12 protein-coding genes are annotated in these 15834 nt (G+C 61.9%); 5 read left to right on the forward strand and 7 right to left on the reverse strand.

All coding sequences use genetic code 11. From position 1 onward, the window contains the following. Nucleotides 1–16: 16 nt before the first annotated feature. Nucleotides 17–811: a 3-methyl-2-oxobutanoate hydroxymethyltransferase gene (panB, locus tag ACSBQV_RS17485; protein WP_004937548.1), complete on the reverse strand. Its 795-nt coding sequence runs from the start codon at nucleotides 809–811 to the stop codon at nucleotides 17–19. Nucleotides 812–977: 166 nt separating this feature from the next. Between panB and qseB the strand changes: the two genes are divergently transcribed. Continuing rightward, the gene (gene qseB / locus ACSBQV_RS17490) at nucleotides 978–1640 is read left to right on the forward strand and encodes a quorum sensing response regulator transcription factor QseB (protein WP_033651337.1); all 663 of its coding nucleotides are present in this window, start codon (nucleotides 978–980) and stop codon (nucleotides 1638–1640) included. Beyond that, nucleotides 1637–2995: a quorum sensing histidine kinase QseC gene (qseC, locus tag ACSBQV_RS17495; protein WP_099784512.1), complete on the forward strand. Its 1359-nt coding sequence runs from the start codon at nucleotides 1637–1639 to the stop codon at nucleotides 2993–2995. Before qseB ends, qseC begins: the two co-directional genes overlap by 4 nt. A 5-nt stretch (nucleotides 2996–3000) precedes the next feature. Here qseC and folK read toward each other — a convergent pair whose 3' ends face one another. From folK to thpR, 6 genes are all read right to left on the reverse strand, one after another. Further along, nucleotides 3001–3501: a 2-amino-4-hydroxy-6-hydroxymethyldihydropteridine diphosphokinase gene (gene folK, locus ACSBQV_RS17500; protein WP_060660258.1), complete on the reverse strand. Its 501-nt coding sequence runs from the start codon at nucleotides 3499–3501 to the stop codon at nucleotides 3001–3003. Beyond that, nucleotides 3501–5048 carry a polynucleotide adenylyltransferase PcnB gene (gene pcnB / locus ACSBQV_RS17505; protein WP_071883579.1) on the reverse strand — a complete coding sequence of 516 codons (1548 nt, stop codon included), beginning with the start codon at nucleotides 5046–5048 and terminating at the stop codon, nucleotides 3501–3503. The genes folK and pcnB overlap by 1 nt, the downstream gene beginning before the upstream one ends. A gap of 61 nt (nucleotides 5049–5109) precedes the next feature. Next, nucleotides 5110–6021: a tRNA glutamyl-Q(34) synthetase GluQRS gene (gene gluQRS / locus ACSBQV_RS17510; protein ID WP_099784510.1), complete on the reverse strand. Its 912-nt coding sequence runs from the start codon at nucleotides 6019–6021 to the stop codon at nucleotides 5110–5112. Between the two features lie 195 nt (nucleotides 6022–6216). Then, the gene (dksA, locus tag ACSBQV_RS17515; RefSeq protein WP_004937569.1) at nucleotides 6217–6672 is read right to left on the reverse strand and encodes an RNA polymerase-binding protein DksA; all 456 of its coding nucleotides are present in this window, start codon (nucleotides 6670–6672) and stop codon (nucleotides 6217–6219) included. A gap of 183 nt (nucleotides 6673–6855) precedes the next feature. After that, nucleotides 6856–7563: a DNA/RNA nuclease SfsA gene (sfsA, locus tag ACSBQV_RS17520; protein ID WP_004937572.1), complete on the reverse strand. Its 708-nt coding sequence runs from the start codon at nucleotides 7561–7563 to the stop codon at nucleotides 6856–6858. Next, nucleotides 7560–8102 carry an RNA 2',3'-cyclic phosphodiesterase gene (gene thpR / locus ACSBQV_RS17525; protein WP_042785353.1) on the reverse strand — a complete coding sequence of 181 codons (543 nt, stop codon included), beginning with the start codon at nucleotides 8100–8102 and terminating at the stop codon, nucleotides 7560–7562. Before thpR ends, sfsA begins: the two co-directional genes overlap by 4 nt. Before the next feature lie 190 nt (nucleotides 8103–8292). Between thpR and hrpB the strand changes: the two genes are divergently transcribed. From hrpB to fhuA, 3 genes are all read left to right on the forward strand, one after another. Beyond that, nucleotides 8293–10731, forward strand: coding sequence for an ATP-dependent helicase HrpB (gene hrpB / locus ACSBQV_RS17530; RefSeq protein WP_199169658.1), 2439 nt, complete (start codon nucleotides 8293–8295; stop codon nucleotides 10729–10731). Between the two features lie 118 nt (nucleotides 10732–10849). Further along, nucleotides 10850–13342, forward strand: coding sequence for a bifunctional glycosyl transferase/transpeptidase (gene mrcB, locus ACSBQV_RS17535; protein ID WP_099784506.1), 2493 nt, complete (start codon nucleotides 10850–10852; stop codon nucleotides 13340–13342). Nucleotides 13343–13593: 251 nt separating this feature from the next. Then, entirely contained in the window at nucleotides 13594–15792 is a 2199-nt protein-coding gene (gene fhuA / locus ACSBQV_RS17540) for a ferrichrome porin FhuA (protein WP_099784504.1), read from the forward strand. The last annotated feature ends 42 nt before the right edge of the window (nucleotides 15793–15834 follow it).

Below are 15834 nucleotides of genomic sequence, written 5' to 3' on the forward strand. Positions count from 1 at the left end.
CTCCTGGAACCATCGCTTAGTTAAAAGAGTGTTCAGCCGCCGGATAGAGGCCTTGCTCTACTTCCTGAATGTAGTGTTGCACCGCCGTGCGGATATCGCCGCTTTGCGCCAGGAAGTTCTTGGCGAATTTCGGCGTGTGGCCGCCGGTGATGCCGAAGGCGTCGTGCATCACCAGGATTTGGCCGTCGGTGCCGTTGCCGGCGCCGATGCCGATGACCGGAATGGAGAGCGCTTCGGTGATCTGGCGTGCCAGCTCGGTCGGCACGCACTCCAGCACCAGCAGCTGAATGCCGGCCAGCTCCAGATTCTGCGCATCCTGCAGCAGCTGTTTGGCGGCCAGTTCGTCGCGCCCTTGCACCTTATAACCGCCGAACACGTTGACCGACTGCGGCGTCAGCCCCAGGTGGCCGCATACCGGCACCGCGCGTTCGGCGAGCATTTTCACCGTGTCGCACAGCCAGCTGCCGCCTTCCAGTTTCACCATGTTGGCGCCGGCGCGCATCAGCTCGGCGGCGTTGGCGAAGGTCTGTTCCGGGGTGGCGTAACTCATGAACGGCAAATCGGCCAGCAGCAGGCAGGCCGGCGCGCCGCGGCGCACGGCGCGCGTGTGGTAGGCGACGTCGGCGACGGTGACCGGCAGCGTGGAGTCGTGGCCCTGCAGCGTCATGCCCAGCGAATCGCCCACCAACAGGACTTTAATGCCTTGCTCTTCAAACAGCTTGGCAAAGCTGGCATCGTAGGCGGTAAGGGTAGCAAACTTGCGTTGCTCCTGTTTCCACTGGCGCAAATGGGTCACGGTGGTGGGTTTCATCACAACGTCTCCTGAAACGGGCCGTGCGGCTTACGCAGGCCCAGGCTGCAAAAAAGTGCAGCCATTCTACTGTAACCCGATCGGGGTGGGTAGCGCGGATCGCCATGCTTAAGCGGTTCTTAAGAACCTTGTGGTGCAATGGCGTCATGACTCAAAAGGGATACTCATGCGAATTCTGCTGATCGAAGATGACAAACTGATCGGGGACGGCATCAAGGCCGGGCTGACCAAACTCGGCTTTAATCTGGACTGGTTCACCGACGGCGCGGTTGGTAAAAACGCCCTGGGCAGTGCGCCGTATGACGCGGTGATCCTCGATCTCAGCCTGCCGGGCCTCGATGGACTGGATCTCTTGCGCCAGTGGCGCCAGGCCGGGCAGGATGTGCCGGTGCTGATCCTCACCGCCCGCGATGCGTTGGAGCAACGGGTCAGCGGGTTGCAAAGCGGCGCCGACGATTACCTGTGCAAGCCGTTCGCGCTGGCCGAAGTGGCGGCGCGCCTGCAGGCGCTGATCCGCCGTCGCCACGGCCAACTGATGCCACAGCTGACGCACGGCAACGTGGTGTTCGACAGCGCCACCCGCAGCGTGAGCTGCAACGGTGAACCGGTGACGCTGACGCCGCGTGAATTGGCGGTGCTGGAGCTGTTTCTGCACAACAAGGGGCGCGTGCTGGCGCGGCCGTTGATCCAGGAGAAGCTGTACAACTGGGACGACGAGGTGAGCAGCAACGCGGTGGAGGTGCATATTCACCACCTGCGGCGCAAGCTGGGCAACGGCTTCATCCGCACCATCCACGGCGTGGGCTATACGCTGGGGGATGCTCCGTGAAGCGCCTCAGCCTGCGGCTGCGTCTGATCCTGATTTTCAGCCTGCTGGCGCTGCTGACCTGGTGCACTGCCAGCGTGGTGGCCTGGGTGATGTCGCGCAATACCATCAACGAAGTGTTCGACACCCAGCAGATGCTGTTCGCCAAGCGGCTGGCGACCGCCAACCTCGGCGATCTGCTGGCCGATGAAAGCGCGCGCAGCCTGCCGAAAACCAAGAAGCTGGTGCATCATGGCAAACGGGGCGAGCAAGATGATGACGCGCTGGCGTTCGCCATCTTCGATCGCCAAGGCAAGATTCTGCTCAACGACGGCGAGAACGGTGCCGACTTCCTGTTTGACGGGGAGCGTGAAGGTTTTACCGACGGCGAACGCAAAGGCGATGACGACAGTTGGCGCCTGGTATGGTTGACCAGCCCAGACGGGCGCTACCGCATCGTGGTCGGCCAGGAGTGGGATTACCGGCGCGATATGGCGCTGGGCATGGTGACCGGCCAATTGGTGCCCTGGCTGGCGACGCTGCCGGTGCTGATGCTGCTGATTGCGCTGATGGTTGGGCGCGAGCTGCGGCCGCTGCGTGCGGTGGCCGCCGGTTTGCGTCGGCGCGCGCCCGATGACGCCACCCCGCTGGATGCGCGCCAGGTGCCAACCGAGGTGCGCCCGCTGGTGGATGCGCTCAACGCGCTGTTCGCCCGCATCAACGCGTTGCTGGTGCGGGAGCGGCGTTTCACCTCCGATGCCGCGCACGAATTGCGCAGCCCGCTGGCGGCATTGCGGGTGCAGACCGAAGTGGTGCAGTTGGCGGGGGACGATGCGCCGATGCGCGAGCACGCGCTGGATAATCTGACGGTCGGCATCGATCGCGCCACCCGGCTGGTGGATCAGCTGTTGACGTTGTCGCGGCTGGATTCGCTGTCGGATCTGGCCGAGCTGGCGCCCATTGACTGGAACGAACTGGTGATGATGACCCTGGCGGAACAGGATCGGCTGGCTCATGCGGCGGGCGTGACGCTGCGTTATGAACAGCAGGGAACGCCGCCGGTGCGTCAGGGGCAGACCCTGCTGCTGTCACTGTTATTGCGCAACTTGCTGGACAACGCGGTGCGTTACACCCCGCAGGGCGGCGCGGTCACCGTGACGTTGAGCGAGCGCTCGCTGACGGTAGAGGATGAGGGGCCGGGGGTGACGACAGAGCATCTGGCGCGGTTGGGGGAACGCTTCTATCGCCCGCCGGGACAGGAGCAAACCGGCAGCGGGCTGGGGTTATCGATCGTGCAGCGTATCGCCGGCTTGCATGGTTTACAGGTCAGTTTCGCCAATCGCCCGACAGGCGGGTTCGTCACGCGGCTGGCGCTGTAGGCGGGTCAGGATTTCGGTTTTGACGAGTGCCACAGCGCCATGCCGTTTTCCGGCACGCGCTTGAGGCAGCTGGCGAGCGGTTCGCCATCGGGGAAAATCAGATCGGGGGCGATTTCCGCCAGCGGGTAGAGCATGAATTCGCGCTCTTTCAGGCCGTAATGCGGTACGGTCAGGCGATCGGTATGGATCACCTTGTCACCGTACAGCATGATGTCTAAATCGAGCGTGCGCGGCCCCCAACGTTCATCCTTGCGCACGCGCCCCTGATTGCGTTCTATCGCCTGGGTATGGTCGAGCAGCTGTTCGGGCGGCAACAGGGTATCCAGCGCCACCACCGCGTTGAGAAAGTCCGGCTGGTTTTGCGGCCCCAGCGGCTTGGTGCGGTAAAACGAAGAACAGGTGACCAGCCGGGTGCGCGGGAGATGCTCCAGCGCCTCCAGCGCGGCGTTAACCTGTTGCAGCGGCTGCGCCAGGTTGCTGCCCAGCGCGATATAAACGCGGATCATTATGCCCCTTCTTTACGCGGTGCCCGGCGACGAGGACGGCGTTGACGCGCGCGACGCGGCGCCGGATCGTCACCCAGGGTGCTCAACATGGCTTTCTGCCGCGCCGGCGTGGCGTCCTGGAACTCACCCCACCACTCGGCCAGACGCAGCATTTCCTGATTGTCTTCCACTTCCGCACGCAGCGCCAGCAAATCATAGGCGGCGCGGAATTTCGGATGTTCCATCAGTTTGTGCGCGCGTTTGCCCTGACGACGAGACAGGCGCAGCTGCAGCTGCCAGATATCGCGCACCAGCGTGGTAATGCGTTTCGGGATCGCCAGCGAGCGGCACTGCTCGTCGAGCACATCGTTCATCGCCAGCGCGAAGGCGTCGTAGTACGCCAGGCCGCTTTCCTGCGCCAGTTTCTGCGCGTGCTCCAGCAGCGGGTACCACAGCATGGCGGCAAACAGGAAGGCCGGGTTGACGCGCATGTCGTTCTGCAGGCGATGATCGGTGTTCTTCAGCACCTGCACCAGAATGCGCTCCATCGGCGTATCGTGGTTCGGCGTGAAGTTGCGGGCGATCAGCGGGAACAGCGGTTGGAACAGCTGATATTCGCACAGCTTCAGGTAGGTCTGGAAACCGTAACCCGCCTGCAGCAGCTTGAGGGATTCTTCGAACAGACGCGCCGGTGGGATCTCATGCAGCAGCGAAGCCAGACGCGGGATCGGCTCGGCGGTCTCTTCACTGATGCGCATATCCAGCTTGGCGGCGAAGCGCACCGCGCGCAGCATGCGCACCGGATCTTCGCGGTAACGGGTTTCCGGATCGCCGATCAGGCGGATCACGCCTTGTTTCAGATCGTTCAGGCCGCCGACGTAATCGCGCAGGGTGAAATCCGCCACGCCGTAGTACAGGCTGTTGATGGTGAAATCACGGCGCTGGGCGTCTTCCTCGATCGAACCGAAGATGTTGTCGCGCAGCAGCATGCCGTTTTGCGCCTGCTGGGAGGAATTCTTGTCGGATTCCTGATTCTGTTCGTGGTGACCGCGGAAGGTGGCCACTTCGATGATCTCCGGCCCGAACATCACGTGCGCCAGACGGAAGCGGCGGCCGACCAGGCGGCAGTTGCGGAACAGCTTGCGCACTTGCTCCGGCGTGGCGTTGGTGGTGATGTCGAAGTCTTTCGGCTTTTTGCCGAGCAACAGATCGCGCACCCCGCCGCCGACCAGATAAGCCTCGTAGCCTGACTTGTTCAGGCGATAAAGCACTTTCAGCGCATTCTCGCTGATGTCTTTGCGCGAAATCGAGTGTTGTTCGCGCGGGATCACGGTCATCGAGTCGTTGCTCTCGGCGAGGGGGAAAGGCGGACGCTTGCGCGGCGTTGAGCGGCGGGCAGGGGCGTTGCTGCCGTTATCGGCGGCGCGCGGCTGCGGCGCAGGGCGGCTTGGCGCCGCGGCACGCTCTTCGCGGACTACGTTTTTATCGCCGGCCGCCGCGTCGTCGCGGGGCAGCTTGTCATCGCGGGTCAGTACCTTACGACAGAAGTTGGCTACTCGGGTAAAAATGGTACACCTCGATAGTGACTGATAAAAATGGAGCTAACAAAAAATAGCGGCTAATCATAGCTCACCATGGCTCCTTTGAGAATGCCGGCGTGTTTTCATACAGAGGGATAGCCTCCTGACGCGGCACGTTTTCCAACCGCCAGTGTTCGATCGCCCAGCTCAATAATAATGGCAGGTCAAGATCTTGCCAGCTTTCCGGCAGCGGTTGGCGCAGAAATTTCAGCGCGGCGATCAGCACCGGCCGCGGATCGCCAGCGGGCAACGCCGGCGCATGGTTTTGCTTCGACAGTTTGATGCCGTTGGCACCCAGCGCCAGCGGCAGATGCACATAGGCGGGCACCGGCGCCTGCAGCTGGCGGTAAAGGGCAATTTGGCGCACCGTCGGTTCGATCAGATCGGCGCCGCGGACAATCTCGGTCACGCCCTGAAAATGGTCGTCGATCACCACCGCCAGGTTGTAAGCGAACAGCCCGTCGCGGCGGCGAATGATAAAGTCTTCTCCCGCCAGCGCCGGATCGGCGTGCAATTCTCCCTGCAGGCGATCGTGGAACCGGTAAACGGGGGCGGTCTGACGCAAGCGGATGGCGGCGCCCTGCGGGCCGAGCTGCAAATCGCGGCAGTGGCCGTCGTACAATCCGCCGATTTGCTGGATGCGGCTGCGGGTGCAGGTGCAGTAATAGCTGAGCCCCTGGCGCTGCAACAGATCCAGCGCGGCGCGATAGGCGTCGTGACGTTGGGATTGATAGATGACCTGGCCGTCCCAGTGGAGACCATAATGTTCCAGCGCGGACAGGATGCGAGCGGCGGCGCCGGGGACTTCGCGCGGCGGGTCGATATCTTCGATGCGAACCAGCCACTGCCCGCGTTGGGCGCGAGCCTGAAGGTAGCTTCCCAGAGCGGCAATCAGCGAACCGAAATGCAGATCCCCGGAAGGCGATGGGGCAAAGCGCCCCACATAATGACTTTCTTGCATATCAGAGGGGAGGGGTTCCCTTTTCTCTGTGCGGCGCACGCGGATGCGCACGCCGCAGCGGTAACATACTCGTTATGCTTGAAACTGCATCTGTGTTAGCTGCGCCTGCTTACCCGAATCACTTACTTGAGTAAGCTCATCGGCATGCGCATTTTTGCCGCCTTGATGCAGCTCCAATCATGTAGAGTAGCGGTATTAGCCGGCCATCTGCTTTTCGCGGATCTCAGCCAGCGTCTTGCAGTCGATGCACAGATCGGCGGTCGGACGCGCTTCGAGGCGACGAATACCGATCTCCACGCCACAAGATTCGCAGTAGCCGAAATCATCGTCTTCCACTTTCTTCAGCGTTTTCTCGATCTTTTTGATCAGTTTGCGTTCACGGTCACGGTTACGCAGTTCAAGGCTGAACTCTTCTTCCTGAGTAGCGCGGTCGGCCGGATCAGGGAAGTTGGCTGCCTCTTCTTGCATATGCGATACAGTACGGTCCACTTCGTCCCTGAGCTGGTTGCGCCACGCTTCAAGAATGCGCTTGAAATGCGACAACTGGGCGTCGTTCATGTACTCTTCGCCCGGCTTCTCTTGGTACGGCTCCACCCCAGCGATGGCGAGAATGCTCAAGGACGAGGTTTTACGGTTTTGCCCTTCTTGCATGTTGCTTCTCCTACATACACACGCACTATCGAATCCCCAATGCGGGGGAAAAACAGGCCGCTATAAATAACAGAAGGAAGGTAGGTTGGCAATTATTCCTGTCGCCCGCTTGACAATCGTGTGAAGGAAGGCGTATTTGGCGATCGTGCTGGCCGGTTGTCTATTTATAGGGACCCGGCTGCGCTAATCGATAAAAAACGGCAGCTTATCGCAGAGATAAATACCGTCAGGTGATAATTTTGCCCCATAGCAAACCACTTCCACTCCCAACTGCCGGACCTGTGCCAACAGCGCCGCATAGCGCTCATCTATATGATGTGCCGGTGCGACCTGCTCAATACCGCTGTGTAACACGGCAAAGAACAATACCGCCCGTTGCCCGCTTTCAACCACGCTGAGCAACTCACGCAGGTGCTTTTGCCCTCTGAGCGTTACCGCATCAGGAAAGTAACCACGTTGTTGTTGCAGTAATGTGACTGACTTAACTTCAATATAGCAGTTAACCCGATTTTCTGCCTGTAATAACAAATCGATACGGCTGTTTTCACCGCCGTATTTCACTTCGCCGCTAATTTTACTGTAACCGGATAATTCATTGATTAAATTGTGTTCAATTGCCTCGCGCACCAGCGCGTTGGCGCGCAGGGTGTTGACGCAGATCCAGTGTCCCTGTTGGGTATGGGTCAGCTCCCAGCTGTGGGCGTATTTGCGTTTGGGGTTGTCCGACGTGGAGTACCACACGGTGTCGCCGGGCGTGGCGCAGCCGGTCATGGCGCCGGTATTGGCGCAGTGCAGCGTAAAGGTTTCCCCTTCCGGGGTGATCACGTCAGCCAGAAAGCGTTTGTAACGTTTGATCAGCGTGGCGGAGCGCAGCGGTGGAGAAAAAATCATGGGGATGCCTGCTTGGCCAGCGGCCACTGTTCAAGGTGTTGGTAACGGGTGCGGCCGTTTTCGAACACCGACTCATACAAGGAAAAGGCGTCGGCGCTGAATGCCCAGCCCGGCGTCGCCGGCGGGATCGCCACCGGCTGGGTGGCGGCGCGCAGCAGCGTGATGTGCGGATGGAACGGCAGCGCGCTTTGATGGCAGCCGCTGCGTGCGGCCTGCGAACGCAGCAGCTCGGCCAGCTGCAGCAGCCCGCGCGGCGCGCGGCGGGTGCCGAGCCAGACCACGCCGGGGCGCGGCCAATGGCCGAGATCGTCGAGCCGCATGCTGAAGCCGGGTTGAGCGATGCGGCCGGCCAACTTACGCAGCGCCAGTTCTTTCTGTGCGCTGACTTCACCGAGAAACGCCAGCGTCAGGTGCAAATTGGCCGCCGCCACTGGCCGACCGGCCTCCGGTGCAAACGCCTCGGCGCGCCAGCGGACCACCTGCTGTTGCAGGGCGTCAGGCAAGGACAGGGCGAAAAACAGGCGGCGCGAATTGGACATAAGGGCTCGGCAAATGCATGACAATACGGTCGGGAACAGCGGTAAACGTTACTGGCAGCGGCCCCGCGAGGGGCGCGGCGCACGAATGAGCTCCGTACTATAGCTAACGCGGCAACAGTTTGAAAGGTTACGGGGATAAAGCTAATGCTACACTGTACGCCGTTTAACGCTAACCACTACGGAGAATTCAGTGTCTTCATTGCCCGTCAGCGCAGTGCTCGATGAGTTGCTGGCTGCGCTGCAGTCTGCCCCGCAGGTGCTGTTGCACGCCCCGACCGGTGCCGGTAAATCCACCTGGCTGCCGCTGCAGCTCCTGGCGAAGGCCGGGTTGCCGGGGCGCATTATCATGCTGGAGCCGCGGCGGCTGGCGGCGAAGAACGTCGCCTATCGCCTGGCGCAGCAACTGGGGGAGGATCCCGGCCAGACCGTGGGCTACCGCATGCGCGCCGAAAGCAAAAGCGGGCCGCAGACCCGGCTGGAAGTGGTGACGGAAGGCATTCTCACCCGCATGTTGCAGCAGGATGCCGAGCTGCAGGGCGTGTCGTTGGTGATCCTCGACGAATTCCACGAACGCAGCCTGCAGGCCGATTTGGCGCTGGCGCTGCTGCTCGACGTGCAGCAAGGGCTGCGCGACGATCTGAAACTGCTGATCATGTCGGCCACGCTGGATAACGCCCGTATGACGCAGCTGCTGCCGCAGGCGCCGGTGGTGGTGTCCGAGGGGCGCAGTTTCCCGGTTGAACGCCTGTATCAGCCGTTGGCCAGCCATCAGCGGCTGGAGGATGGCGTAGCGGCGGCGGTGAAGCGCATGCTGGCCGAACAGCCGGGGTCTTTGCTGCTGTTCCTGCCGGGCGTAGCGGAGATCAACCGGGTGCTGGAACGTTTGACCGGCGAAGTGGCGAGTGATACCGATCTTTGCCCGCTGTATGGCGCTCTGCCTCTGGCGCAACAGCAAAAAGCGATTCAGCCGGCGGCGCCGGGCCGCCGCAAAGTGGTGTTGGCGACCAACATCGCCGAGACCAGCCTGACGATCGAGGGCATTCGGCTGGTGGTGGACAGCGGTCTGGAGCGCGTAGCGCGTTACGACGTGCGCAACGGCCTGACGCGGCTGACGACACAGCGTATCAGTCAGGCCTCGATGGTGCAGCGCGCCGGGCGCGCCGGGCGTCTGGAACCTGGCATTTGCTGGCATCTGTTCGCCAAAGAGCAGGCGGAGCGCGCGGTGGAACATGCTGAGCCGGAAATTTTACAGAGCGATCTCACCGGCTTCTGGCTCGAGCTGCTGCAGTGGGGGTGCCATGATCCGGCGCAGCTGACCTGGCTTGACGCGCCTCCGGCAGCGGCATTGGCGGCGGCCAGGGCGTTGCTGCACCGGCTGGGGGCCACGGATGACGGCGGCAAACTCACCGCACCGGGGCGCCAGATGGCCGCGCTGGGATGCGAGCCGCGGCTGGCGGCGATGCTGGTCACCGGCGCGGCGCTGAGCGCCGACGGCCTGGCGACGGCGGCGTTGCTGGCGGCATTGCTGGAAGAACCGCCGCGCGGCGGGCAGATGGATATCGGCTACTGGCTGAGCCGCCCGCAACCGAACTGGCGGCAGCGTGCCGCGCAGTTGGCCAAACGTCTGCCGCAACGTGCGGGGCAAGTTGACGCCGATTTGGCGCCGCGGCTGTTGGCGCTGGCATTTACCGATCGCATCGCCCAGCGTCGCGGTCAGGATGGCCGCTACCTGCTGGCCAACGGCCTGGGCGCGGCGATGAACCAGGACGAGGCGCTGTCGCGCGCGCCCTGGTTGATTGTCCCCAGCCTGTTGCAGGGCCACAACAGCCCGGATGCGCGTATTTTGTTGGCGTTGCCGGTCGATATCGAGGCGTTGGCGGCGCAGCTGCCGGCGATGGTCATGCAACGCACGGCGGTGGAGTGGGATGAAGAGAAGGGGACGCTGCGCGCCTGGAAACGCCAGCAGATCGGCCGTCTGACGCTGCGCGCGCAGCCGCTGGCCAAGCCGGCGGACGAAGAGCTGCAGCAGGCGCTGCTCGATTGGGTGCGCGCACAGGGGCTGGCGGTGCTCAACTGGGAGGGCGCCGCCGAACAATTGCGGGTGCGCCTGCAGTGCGCGCAAGCCTGGCTGCCGGAGGCGGCATGGCCGGCGATGGACGAGGAACCCCTGCTGGCGGCGCTGGAGCAGTGGTTGCTGCCGTCGCTGAACGGCGTGCGCGATCTGCGCGGTTTGAAGCAGGTCAACATCGCCGAGGCGCTGTCCCGCCTGTTGGACTGGCAGCAAAAACAGCGGCTGGATAATGCATTACCCACTCATTACACTGTGCCGACCGGCAGCCGCCTGCCGATCCGTTATGAGGCAGGCAAACCGCCGGCGCTGGCGGTGCGTTTGCAGGAGGTGTTCGGCGAGCAGCGCAGCCCGATGTTGGCGGAGGGTCGCATCCCGGTAGTGCTTGAGTTACTCTCACCGGCGCACCGGCCGTTGCAAATCACCGGCGATCTGGCGGCCTTCTGGCAAGGCGCCTACCGCGAGGTTCAAAAAGAGATGAAGGGCCGCTACCCGAAACACGTGTGGCCGGACGATCCGGCCACGGCGGCCCCGACGCGCCGAACGAAGAAATATCAGTAGGCCGCGATCGTTTAAGGTTTGGAATTCAGATGTTTCTTCTGTTCAGCGCCACGGCGTCGGCACAGATTAAGCGACTCATTATGGCCGGCAGTGTCGGCAAGCTCGGAGAACAACAGCCATGGCTGGGGATGACCGCGAGCCCATCGGGCGCAAAGGAAAACAACCAAAAAGCACCGCGTCGCGCAAGCCGCCGCGCCGTCGCCGAGACGACGATTATGACGATTACGAAGAAGACGAGTATGACGATGACGAGTATGAAGAGGAGGAGGAACGCATGCCGCGTAAGGTGAAAGCGACTCCGCCGCGTAAAAAACGCCGCTGGCTCGGCCTGTTTATCAAACTGATCCTGGTGCTTGCCGTCCTGTTGGCGATCTATGGCGTCTACCTGGACTCGCAGATCCGCAGCCGCATCGACGGCAAAGTCTGGCAGCTGCCGGCGGCGGTGTACGGCCGCATGGTCAACCTGGAACCGGGCATGCCGTACAGCAAGAAGGAGATGGTTAACCTGCTGGAAGGCATGCAGTACCGCCAGGTCAGCCGCATGACGCGTCCGGGCGAGTTTACCGTGCAGGCCAACAGCATCGAGATGCTGCGCCGCCCGTTCGACTTCCCGGATGGTAAAGAAGGGCAGATCCGCGCCCGCCTCGATTTCCAGAATAACCGCCTGGCGAAGATCGAAAACCTGGACAGCGGCCGCAGCTTCGGCTTCTTCCGCCTCGATCCGCGTCTTATCACCATGTTGCAGTCGCCGAACGGTGAACAGCGTCTGTTCGTGCCGCGCTCCGGTTTCCCGGATTTGTTGGTGGATACGCTGATCGCCACGGAAGACCGCCACTTCTATGAGCATGACGGTATCAGCCCATACTCCATCGGCCGTGCGGTGTTGGCCAACCTGACCGCCGGGCGTGCGGTACAGGGCGGCAGTACGCTGACGCAGCAGCTGGTGAAGAACCTGTTCCTGAGCAACGAACGCTCGCTGTGGCGTAAGGCCAACGAAGCCTATATGGCGCTGTTGGTGGATTACCGTTACAGCAAAGACCGCATCCTGGAGCTGTATCTGAACGAGGTATACCTCGGCCAGAGCGGCAGCGACCAGATCCGCGGCTTCCCGCTGGCCAGCCTGTATTACTTCGGGCGCCCGGTGGATGAGCTGAGCCTCGATCAACAGGCGTTGCTGGTCGGCATGGTCAAGGGCGCGTCGCTGTACAACCCGTGGCGTAACCCGAAACTGGCGCTGGAACGTCGCAATTTGGTGCTCAAACTGCTGCAGAACCAGGGCGTGATCGACGGCGAGCTGTATGACATGCTGAGCGCCCGTCCGCTGGGCGTGCAGCCGAAAGGCGGCGTCATTACGCCGCAGCCGGCGTTTATGCAGATGGTGCGTCAGGAACTGCAGACCAAGCTGGGCGATAAGGTGAATGACCTGTCCGGCGTGAAGATCTTCACCACGCTGGATCCGGTGTCGCAAGACGCGGCGGAAAAAGCGGTTGAAGACGGCATCCCGGCGCTGCGCGCTGCGCGTCACCTGCAGGATCTGGAAGCGGCGATGGTGATTGTCGATCGCTTCAGCGGTGAAGTGCGCGCCATGGTCGGCGGCGCCAACCCGCAGTTCGCCGGTTTCAACCGCGCCATGCAGGCGCGACGCCTGGTCGGCTCGCTGGCCAAACCGCCAACGTACCTGACCGCGCTGTCCGAGCCGGACAAATACCGCCTCAACACCTGGCTGGCGGATGCGCCGCTGTCGCTGAAACAGCCGAACGGCGCCGTCTGGCAGCCGAACAACTACGATCGCAAATTCCGCGGTCAGGTGATGCTGGTGGATGCGTTGGCCAACTCGCTGAACGTGCCGACGGTGAACCTCGGCCTGTCGGTCGGGCTGGATCAGATCAGCGCCACGCTGCAACGCCTGGGGATCCCGAAAGCGGAGATCAATCCGGTGCCTTCGATGCTGCTGGGGGCGATCGGCCTGACGCCGATGGAAGTGGCGCAGGAATACCAGACCATCGCCAGCGGCGGTAACCGTGCGCCGCTGTCGGCGGTGCGTTCGGTGATCGCCGAAGACGGCACGGTGCTGTACCAGAGCTTCCCGCAGGCGGAGCGCATGGTGCCGGCGCAGGCCGCTTACCTGACGCTGTACGCGATGCAGCAGGGCGTGGCGCGCGGGACCTCCCGTTCGCTGTCGGTGAAGTTCCCGAACTACAACCTGGCGGCGAAAACCGGTACCACCAACGATCTGCGCGACAGCTGGTTCGCCGGCATCGACGGCAAGGAAGTGGCGATCGCCTGGGTCGGGCGCGATAACAACGGCCCGGCCAAGCTGACCGGCGCCAACGGCGCGTTGACCCTGTATCGCCGCTATCTGGAAAACCAGACGCCGCTGCCGCTGATGCTGCAGCCGCCGGAAGGCATTAACCAGATGAGCATCGACTCTGCCGGTAACTTTATCTGCGGCGGCGGCAGCTGGCGCACCATCCCGGTCTGGACCGACAATCCGCAGGGATTGTGCCAGGCCAGCCAGGCGGCGGTGCAGCAACAGCAGCAACCGGCGGCGGGTGAGCAAAAAGATGGCGATGGCGTCGCCGGCTGGATCAAGGATATGTTCGGCCAGTAATCGCTACCGGGGCGTCGGCCCCGGTGAAAATTTTTTCTTTGTTATTAAGCCCGTAACCTTGGTTGCGGGCTTTTTTATTTTTCCGCTCGTTTTATTTCCCTGCTAACCGCATGGCTAAGCGCCTAATCCTTAACCTATTTGCCTTATGAATTCGGCTTGCAGTTTAATTTGGCTTCTGCATAAAATGCGACGCTTATAATAATTATTATCGTTTAGATTCGTCATTTAATTATTCATCAGAGAAATCAACTATGCCGACCAAGCGCCTTTCATCATCCGCGGCCAAGCAGGGCCGTACCCCCGTCAGCGCGTTAGCGATCACCGTCGCCGCGGCGTTGGGCACGCTGGCGATGCCGGCTTTTTCCGCCGACGCCAAGCCGGCCGCCAAGGAAGACACGATTACCGTTGTGGGCGGCAGCAATACCGCCCAGCAGGAAAGCGCCTGGGGGCCGGTCGGCACCTATGTCGCCAAGCGCAGCGCCACCGGCACCAAAACCGATACGCCGATCGAGAAGAACCCGCAGTCCGTTTCCGTGGTAACGCGTGAAGAGATGGACATGCGCCAGCCGGATACGGTGAAAGGCGCGCTGGCCTATGCGCCGGGCGTATTCGCCAGCCGCGGCAGCTCCACGACCTATGACGCGGTGGCGATCCGCGGCTTCCCGGCCACCAACACCACTCAGTATCTGGATGGCCTGCGGCTGCTGGGCGATAACTACAGCGAAGCGTCCATCGATCCTTATTTCCTCGAGCGCGCCGAGCTGCTGCGCGGCCCGGTCTCGGTGCTGTACGGCAAAAGCAACCCCGGCGGCCTGGTCGCCCTGGTCAGCAAGCGGCCAACCACCGAGCCGCTGCGCGAAATCCAGTTCAAGATGGGCACCGATAACCTGTTCCAAACCGGTTTCGATTTCAGCGACGCGCTGGACGATCAGGGCATCTACTCCTATCGCCTGACCGGCCTGGCGAAAGACAGCGATGCGCAGCAAAACATGAGCAAAGAGAAGCGCTATGCGATCGCGCCGTCCTTTAGCTGGCGCCCGGATGACAAGACCAACTTCACGCTGTTGGCCAACATTCAAAACGATCCCTATACCGGTTATTACGGCTGGCTGCCGAAGCAGGGCACGCTGATCCCGTTGCCGAACGGCGGTAAGCTGCCGACCGATTTCAACGAAGGCGAAGCCAGCAACTATACCTCCCGCAAACAGCGGATGATCGGGTACAGCTTCGAACACGCCTTCAACGATACCTGGGCGGTGCGCCAGAACCTGCGCTATCTGCAGCTGGACACCGACATGAAGAGTATTTATGGCAGCGGCGTTTCTGCGGCGACGCCGACGACGATTAATCGCGCCTATGTCCAGTCGAAAGAACACCTGAACAATTTCTCGGTGGATACCCAGGCACAGGCTAAGGTGAAGACCGGCGATATCGATCATACGCTGTTGTTCGGCGTGGACTACATGCGCATGCGTAACGATATCAATGCCGCATTTGGCTCTGCGGACGGTCTGAGCATGACCCATCCGCAATATGGGAATGACGCGGTCAATATCAACTTCCCCTACCATTACCTGAACCGTCAGGAGCAAACCGGCCTGTATGTGCAGGAGCAAGGTGAGTGGAACCAGTGGCTGTTGACGCTGGGCGGGCGCTATGACTGGGCGAAGACCTCCGCTTATAACCGCGATGCGAGTTCGACGAGCCAGCAGACCGACCGGCAGTTTACCTGGCGCGGCGGCCTGAACTATCTGTTCGACAACGGTGTGACGCCGTATTTCAGCTACAGCGAGTCGTTTGAACCGAATTTGGGCACGACGCAAGGGGGCAGCACCTTCAAGCCTTCGATCGGCAAGCAGTATGAGGCCGGCGTGAAATACGTGCCGAAGGATCGTCCGATCGTGCTGACCGGCGCCCTGTATCAACTGACCAAAAACAATAACCTGACGCCGGATCCGGATAACGCGCAGTTCAGCGTGCAGAGCGGCGAGATCCGTTCGCGCGGCGTGGAGCTGGAAGCCAAGGCGGCGTTGAATGCCAACGTCAACCTGATCGCCTCCTATACCTACACCGATGCGAAGTACACCAAGGACAACACCTATCAGGGCAAACCGACCGTCGAAGTGCCGAAACACATGGCGTCGCTGTGGGCGGATTATACCTTCCACGAAACGGCGGTGAGCGGTTTGACGCTGGGTTCCGGCGTGCGTTACGTTGGCTCCAGCTCGAGCTTCAACAGCGATAACACCACCTTCAAGGTGCCGGACTACACGCTGGTGGACGCCACCATTAAATACGATCTGGCGCGCTTTGGCCTGCCGGGCTCGTCCGTGGGCGTCAACATCAACAACCTGTTCGACAAGACTTACGTATCGAGCTGCTACCGCGACTACGCCTGCTACTGGGGCGCAGAACGCCAGGTGGTCGCCACCGCAACCTTCCGTTTCTAACCGGATAGCCGGGGCGGCGCCGCGTCGCCCCGGACAAAGCAG

It is taken from the genome of Serratia sp. B501 (genome assembly GCF_051172315.1).
GTDB classification, from domain to species: domain Bacteria; phylum Pseudomonadota; class Gammaproteobacteria; order Enterobacterales; family Enterobacteriaceae; genus Serratia; species Serratia ureilytica.

Excerpts from the sequence above, each read along its gene's own strand:
- panB (WP_004937548.1), bottom strand. The coding sequence starts at position 811 with ATGAAACCCACCACCGTGACCCATTTGCGCCAGTGGAAACAGGAGCAA.
- qseB (WP_033651337.1), top strand. The coding sequence starts at position 978 with ATGCGAATTCTGCTGATCGAAGATGACAAACTGATCGGGGACGGCATC.
- folK (WP_060660258.1), bottom strand. The coding sequence starts at position 3,501 with ATGATCCGCGTTTATATCGCGCTGGGCAGCAACCTGGCGCAGCCGCTG.
- gluQRS (WP_099784510.1), bottom strand. The coding sequence starts at position 6,021 with ATGCAAGAAAGTCATTATGTGGGGCGCTTTGCCCCATCGCCTTCCGGG.
- dksA (WP_004937569.1), bottom strand. The coding sequence starts at position 6,672 with ATGCAAGAAGGGCAAAACCGTAAAACCTCGTCCTTGAGCATTCTCGCC.
- sfsA (WP_004937572.1), bottom strand. The coding sequence starts at position 7,563 with ATGATTTTTTCTCCACCGCTGCGCTCCGCCACGCTGATCAAACGTTAC.
- thpR (WP_042785353.1), bottom strand. The coding sequence starts at position 8,102 with ATGTCCAATTCGCGCCGCCTGTTTTTCGCCCTGTCCTTGCCTGACGCC.
- mrcB (WP_099784506.1), top strand. The coding sequence starts at position 10,850 with ATGGCTGGGGATGACCGCGAGCCCATCGGGCGCAAAGGAAAACAACCA.
- fhuA (WP_099784504.1), top strand. The coding sequence starts at position 13,594 with ATGCCGACCAAGCGCCTTTCATCATCCGCGGCCAAGCAGGGCCGTACC.